Here is a 6583-nt window from a genome sequence, read left to right as displayed (position 1 = left end):
TCGTGGACAAGGCCCTCTGGGTGCCGCTGTGGACGAACTTCAACTACATCGCCCTGCAGCCGTCCATCAAGGATGCCAAGATCCATCCGGACGGCTACGTGTTCTTCGGTGATGCGTCCCTGACAAAACCATAGGCACCGGCGCCCGCGCGCCGGGCGGGTGCTCGTAATGCTCGGGTATGTGCTCCGCCGCCTCGGGCTGACGTGCCTCGTGCTCCTGGCGGTGTCAGGGCTGGTCTTCCTGATGAGCCACCTGACCCCCGGCGATCCCGCCACGATCATGCTGGGCGAGAACGCCTCGAGCGCGGATGTCCTCCGTTTGCGCCACGACCTCGGCTTGGACCGTCCCCTCCTGGTGCAGTACGGCGTGTACGTAGGAAACGTCCTGCGAGGAGACCTGGGACGCTCGATCCGTTCCGGGCGACCGGTTGCCGCGGAGATTTGGGATCGGTTCCCGCCCACCCTGCAGCTGACCTTGGCCGCGACGGCGGTGGCGTCGGCGGCCGGCATCCTGCTGGGGGCGATCGCGGCCCTGCTGCGCAACCGCCTCATCGAAACGCTCTTGATGAGCGCGTCGCTCCTGGGAATCTCCATGCCGTCCTTTTGGTTGGGCCTGCTGCTGATTCTCCTCTTCGGATTGGTCCTCCGCTGGTTCCCGATCGCCGGAGGGAGCGGGTGGCAGGCGCTGGTCCTGCCAACCGTTACCCTGGGCAGCCAGGCCGCCGCCGTGCTGGCACGCCTGACGCGGGCGAGCCTGCTCGACATCCTCCCCAGCGACTTCGTGCGCACGGCCCGGGCCAAGGGGGTCGCATCGGGCCGGATCCTCTTCCATCACGCGTTGCGGAATGCTCTGATCCCCGTCGTGACGGTCATCGGCCTGCAGTTCGGCGGGCTCCTCGGCGGGGCCGTGATCGTGGAATCGGTGTTTGCCCGTGCGGGGCTCGGCCGGTTTGCGGTGAGCGCGATCCAGTCCCGCGATTTTCCGCTCATCCAAGGGATCGTGCTGTTCGCCGCCGCCGTATATGCACTGGTCAACCTCTCCGTCGATATCCTCTACGTTGCCCTCGATCCCCGCATCGACTATGACTGATCAGCAGACGCGGCACCATCGAGTGGTGCGCAGGTTGGTGCGGAGCCCCAGCGCGCGGGTGGGCGCGGTCGTGACCGGCCTCTTCGTCGCGATGGCCGTGCTGGCGTCCTGGGTCGCTCCCTACGATCCGCTGGTCCCGGCGACGGATTCGATCCTGCAGCCTCCCTCACGGGCGCATCCGTTCGGGACGGATGAGCTGGGGCGCGATGTCTTGAGCCGCGTGTTGTACGGCAGCCGGATCTCGCTCGAGGTCGGACTCGTGGCCGTCGGGATCGCCATGGCGGCCGGGACCCTGCTCGGCTTGATCGCGGGTTTCAATGGAGGGCTGTGGGATGTGTTGATCATGCGGGGGACGGATGTCCTGCTCGCGTTTCCTGGCATCCTGCTCGCGATCGCCATTGTGGCGACGCTGGGTCCGAACCTCATCAACGTGATGATCGCCGTGGGGATCGGTGCGGTGCCGGTCTACGCGCGGACGGTCCGGGGATCGACGCTGTCCGTGCGGCAGATGGAATACGTCGAGGCGGCGCGGGCGGCGGGGGCGACCACGGCCCGGCTCCTTGGGCGGCATATCCTCCGCAATATCGCAGCGCCGGTTCTGGTGCTCGCCACGCTGGGGGTCGGGATCAACATCTTGATCGCCGCCGGACTCTCCTATATCGGTCTGGGGGCGCAGCCGCCGGCGCCGGAGTGGGGTGCGATGCTAAGCGGGGCCCGGCAGTATCTTCGGGATGCCTGGTGGACCGCAGTCTTTCCGGGACTGGCCATCACCGTGGTCATCCTGGGGGTGAACCTGCTGGGTGACGGCCTGCGGGATGCCTTGGATCCTCGTCTCAGGGCGTGACGTGACCTGTGGTTCTACCCAGGTATCCGTCCAGCCGCGTTCTGACGCCGGGCCACTCTTTGGCAAGGATGCTGTAGTACACAGAGTCCCTGAGGTATCCGTCGGGCATGATCCGATGATGGCGGAGGACGCCCTCGCGCACGGCCCCGAGCCGTTCGATCGCCGTCTGGGAGCGGACATTACGCGCGTCGGTCTTCAACTGGACGCGGATCGCCCCGAGCACCTCGAAGCAGTGGCGGAGCAGCAAATACTTGCATTCGGTGTTGATGGACGTTCGCCAGACATCGGGCGAGAGCCACGTCCACCCGATCTCGATCCCGCGATGGGGCGGGGTGATCTCCAGGAAGCGAGTGCTTCCCACGACGCGGGTGCGTGCTTGGTCCACGATGACGAACGGGAACTCCGCCCCGCGCTCCCGTGCGCTCAGCGCTTCGCGGACGAGGCGCTGCATGTCGTCGGCCGTCTGGACCGATATCGGCATGTACGGCCAGATCTCTGGGCTCCAGCCCGCCTCGTACAGCGCCCCGACATGGGACTGATCCATTGGGATCAACTTGGCCCGGGCTCCGGTCAAGACGACGGGTTGGACATCCACGTGGCGCTCCTTCGCCGGCCTGGGCGGCCGGTTTTCCATAGTGTTCGCATCTCGACAATCGAGACTCCTGCCCTGCCCGTCCGCGGCGGCGCCGCGCCGGACCGGTCTATCAGGGCAGGCCATCAAGCACACGCGGGCAGACTACCGCACTTCCAGGACTCCCTGCATGCCGGCCTCCCGGTGCCCCTCGATCGCGCAGAAGAACACAAAGCGACCTTTCTTACGGGGCAGAAACTCGAGCCGTGCCGTCCCGCCGGGGTCCAACCGGATGACGTCGAGCCCGGGCGCCTCGACGCGCAACGTGTCGCTCACCAAGGTCACCGGGAGCGTTCGAAGGTATCCTGTGTCGAACTGATGGGCCAGCTCGCCCCCGTTCACCAGCACCAGCCGGACGGGGCGCCCGGCCGTCAAGTGGATCGTCGCAGGCCGAAAGGCGAATTCGCTCATTTCGGTGCGTACCACTGATGGCGCCTGGACACCGGCAGATAGCGGCAGCAGGAGGGCGAATGCGGCAAGGAAGGATAAGTCCCGTCTCATCGGGGGAAGCGGAGGGGAGGGCTGTTTCTGCCCTCCCCGGCTCCCGCTACTCGTTATTGAAAGGCGTCAGGAGCGGATTGTACTCGCCGAAGACGCCGTTGGGGTTCGGGTACCAGATCCAGACGTGGAACGTGACCAGCGGCGGGTGCCAGAAGCTGAACTCTGCGCCGGTCTTGGGATGCGTCTTCACGCACGTGGCTTCGCTGTAGGACGGTAGGAAGGATCCATCCTTGTAGTGGCATGCGGCGCCGAAGGATCCGTACGTCGCTCCGTTGAGGGGAGCGGCCGCCGGTTTCTTGGGCCAGACCCACTCGATGGCCGCGAGCTGCCAGTCCTCTCCCTTGCGGACGTAGACCAGGATCGGCGGCTTCGTGACGTCAAAGCCCTCGATCTTGGGATTCAGAAAATGATATCCCATGTTGGGGATCATCGGGGTGATGATCGTGTAGCCATCGGCCTTGGCCCGTGCGAGATCCATGGCGTATTTCGCCATGGCTAGCCGGGCCGCCGAAAGCTTGGCCACTACGTCTTTGTCTAGCCCCGGCTGGGCGCCCGAAACCGGCAGTCCGGAGCTCCACCCCAGGGCCGCCACCAGGAATAACATCAACATGCCCGCAGCGCACCTCTGCATGGCTCTTCCCCTCCTCTCGGACCTAGGGCTCCGAAGTTGTTGGGTCGATAACCGTCTTCACTACGGCGACACGGTTGGCAGGAAATCCGCCCTTCCCGGCGTGTTCGCGTACCATCTCCTCATTGGGCGCGACGTACAGGCAGTAGATCTTGTCATCGGCCACATAGCTGTGCACCCACTGGATCTGCGGACCCATCTGGTTCAACACGCTGCACGACCGCTGGGAGACGGCGCGGAGCTCTTGGGGCGAGAGGTTGCCCGCATTGGGCAGCTCGCGCTCGATCACAAACTTGGGCATCGCCGCATCCCTCCTTTCGTCATGGTGATTGCATCACCACTATAAGGAGAGCCTGCTTGGGGGTCATCGAGGAAAACCCGTAGCCGATACGTATCTTTGGGCGGTGAGGATGGCTACGTACAGCGCGGGGCTCTCGCGGGGGATGAACTCTAGAGAAGCTAGTCGGTGTTCAGCGCCTTCTCCAGTCCGTGCCCGACGGCCCACGCGGCGATCTGCGCACGGGAGGTAAACCCCAGCTTATTGAGGATGTTCTGAACGTGAGTCTCCGCTGTTCTTTCGGTAACGACCAGCCGCGCGGCGATGTCGCGGTTCGTCAGGCCGAGCGCGACGAGCGCCGCAACCTCTCGTTCTCGCGCGGTGAGGAGGTCGACCGCCGTCTCTTTCTTGACCGTGCCCTTCTCTTTGGCCTTGGCTGGCGTCGCGTGCGTAGAGTGCAGGGCGTACTCGAGGGCTTGCTCCAGCGTCATCGTCCGGCCTTCGCTCCACGCGGCCCCGAACGCCGCCTTCCCCAGTCCGGCGCGCGTGGACGCCGCGCGCCGGTCATGGTCGGATTGGTCGAACCAAAAGGGAAGTTGACCGCCGAGGACTTCGAACGAGGCTTCCGCTGCCCCGAATAACCGGGCCGCCTGCTCGTACTCCGCCTGCGCGGAGGCCACCCGCGCCAATCCCTCCAAACACTCTGTGATCACCCCGGGCATCCTCACTTCCCTGCACAGGATAAGGCCCTCGGTGTAGGATGCTGCCGCCCGTTCATAGTCGTCCTGACGAAGCGCGAGGAAGCCCTGGGTGCGAAGCGCAAAGGTGATGTTCATGGTACTCTCGATTTCCCTGCTCAGAGCGAGACACTCCTGACAAAGCGCTGCTGCTCTACCATAGTCGCCTTGCATCGTTGCCAAGATCCCCAGGAACGCCAGCGCTTGACCCGCCCACCAGTTATCCCCAATCTCACGGCACAGCGCTAGACTGTCCTCAAGCAGCGGCGTCGCCCGCTCATAATCGGCATCAGCCATCGCCACAATCCCTAACCAAATGAGAAACCAGACGACGCTTGGTTGGTCCCCCAATTCGCGACACAAGGTCAGGCCCTTCTCACACAACACCCTTGTTCGCCCACGGTCGCCCTGGCGATACGCGAGGCGAGCTGCCCCCAGGAGAGCCTTCGGCAAGAGGGGAGGCGAAGCTTCGTGGCTCTGCGCGAGTACCCCCTCCAGCCGCTCGCGCCCCTCGCTCCAGTGCCCGCGGACATACCAAAACCACTCTAGTGCCCTCGCCAAACGCAACGCTGTTTCTGCGCCGTCCGTCTCCCCTTTGCTCCACTCGAGCGCTGCTCGGAGGTTATCGTGCTCCACTTCCAGCCGCGTTAGCCATGCGCCCTCTTCCGGACCTCGCAGGCCGGAGTCCGCCCGCTCTGCCAGCTCCAGATACCAGCCCCGATGCCTACGACGCACTTCGTCGGCTTCTCCCGCCTCACGCAGCCTGACCTGACCATACTGCCGCACCGTCTCTAGCAGCCGGTACCGGGACTCACCCTTCCGCGCCTCCGCCACAACGAGCGACTTGTCCACCAACTGGGTCAGCAAATCCAACACATCGCCCGCCGCAACGCCGTCTCCTGCGCAGATCGCCTCGGCCGCCTCCAGGGTCCACCCTCCGGCAAACACCGACAACCGCCTTAAGAAGATCTGCTCCTTTTCCGCCAGCAGCCCGTAACTCCAGTCCATCGTCGCCCGCAGCGTTTGATGGCGGGGGAGAACCGATGCGCTGCCTCCGGTTAGCAGCCGGAACCGATCGTCGAGCCGTGCCGCAATCTGCTCAACCGCCAGCACTCTCACTCGCGGTGCCGCCAGCTCGATGGCCAATGGAATGCCGTCGAGTCGCTGGCACACCTGCACAATAGCCGGAGCGTTGTCGGACGTGAGGACGAATGTGGGCTCGCTGGCCCGCGCCCGCTCGACAAAGAGGCGCACCGCCTCATACTGCTGGACGTATTCGAGTGAGGGGAGACGTCCGGCATCTGGAAACGACAGTGATGGCACGCGCCAGAGCGTCTCCCCCGGTACCCCGAGGGGTATCCGGCTCGTCGCGAGGACGCGCATGTGTTGACACTCGCCCAGCAAGTCGGCGGTGAGGTCTGCGCAAGCGGACTGAAGGTGCTCGCAGTTGTTCAGGACCAGCAATAACGATTTATGACGCAGGGCATCCACCAACGTGTCACTCAATGGACGACCCGGTTGCTCCACCACGCTCAGGACCGAAGCCACGGCCTGGGGTACGAGCGCGGGATCGGCCAGAGGCGCCAAGTCGACGACCCACACTCCATCCGGGAAATCCTCCAACGTCTCGGCTGCAACTTGGAAGGCCAGCCGGGTCTTGCCCACGCCCCCCGTTCCTGTCAGAGTCAAGAGACGAATCCTAGACAGAAACCCCCTGACCTGTGCGATCTCTCGCTCCCGCCCGATGAAACTGGTCAACTGGATAGGGAGATTGTTGGGTCGGGCAACTTGAGAATCGGCCATACACCGCACCCTCGCTAGCGGAGCCACGGTCGCTTACTTCGCAGACGACGTTCGGCGATGGTCCTATTGGCTC

Annotated in this window: 7 protein-coding genes; 2 read left to right on the top strand and 5 right to left on the bottom strand. The window is 64.7% G+C overall.

The window, feature by feature from the left end; translation table 11 throughout:
- Positions 1–168 precede the first annotated feature (168 nt).
- Together VFP86_21975 and VFP86_21970 are read left to right on the top strand one after the other, a co-directional pair.
- Positions 169–1089, top strand: a complete 921-nt coding sequence (locus VFP86_21975) for an ABC transporter permease (protein HET9002319.1) — start codon at positions 169–171, stop codon at positions 1087–1089.
- Between the two features lie 22 nt (positions 1090–1111).
- A complete protein-coding gene (locus VFP86_21970) occupies positions 1112–1933 on the top strand; it encodes an ABC transporter permease (GenBank protein HET9002318.1) in 822 nt (273 codons plus the stop codon).
- Here VFP86_21970 and VFP86_21965 read toward each other — a convergent pair.
- The 5 genes from VFP86_21965 to VFP86_21945 form a co-directional block, all read right to left on the bottom strand.
- Positions 1923–2528, bottom strand: a complete 606-nt coding sequence (locus VFP86_21965) for a GNAT family protein (GenBank protein ID HET9002317.1) — start codon at positions 2526–2528, stop codon at positions 1923–1925. The two genes, VFP86_21970 and VFP86_21965, sit on opposite strands and share 11 nt — an antisense overlap.
- A 141-nt stretch (positions 2529–2669) precedes the next feature.
- Entirely contained in the window at positions 2670–3065 is a 396-nt protein-coding gene (locus VFP86_21960) for a cupredoxin domain-containing protein (GenBank protein HET9002316.1), read from the bottom strand.
- A 46-nt stretch (positions 3066–3111) separates the two neighbouring features.
- Entirely contained in the window at positions 3112–3696 is a 585-nt protein-coding gene (locus VFP86_21955; protein HET9002315.1) for a hypothetical protein, read from the bottom strand.
- A gap of 22 nt (positions 3697–3718) precedes the next feature.
- The gene (locus VFP86_21950; protein HET9002314.1) at positions 3719–3994 is read right to left on the bottom strand and encodes a DUF4242 domain-containing protein; all 276 of its coding nucleotides are present in this window, start codon (positions 3992–3994) and stop codon (positions 3719–3721) included.
- A 158-nt stretch (positions 3995–4152) separates the two neighbouring features.
- Complete coding sequence (locus tag VFP86_21945) at positions 4153–6510, bottom strand: LuxR C-terminal-related transcriptional regulator (protein ID HET9002313.1); 2358 nt, start codon at positions 6508–6510, stop codon at positions 4153–4155.
- Positions 6511–6583 lie beyond the last annotated feature (73 nt).

The sequence above is a fragment of the bacterium genome (assembly GCA_035703895.1).
Classification (GTDB): Bacteria; Sysuimicrobiota; Sysuimicrobiia; order Sysuimicrobiales; family Segetimicrobiaceae; genus Segetimicrobium.
Note: the sequence above shows the minus strand (reverse complement) of the source record. Positions and strands in the feature narration are given on the sequence as shown.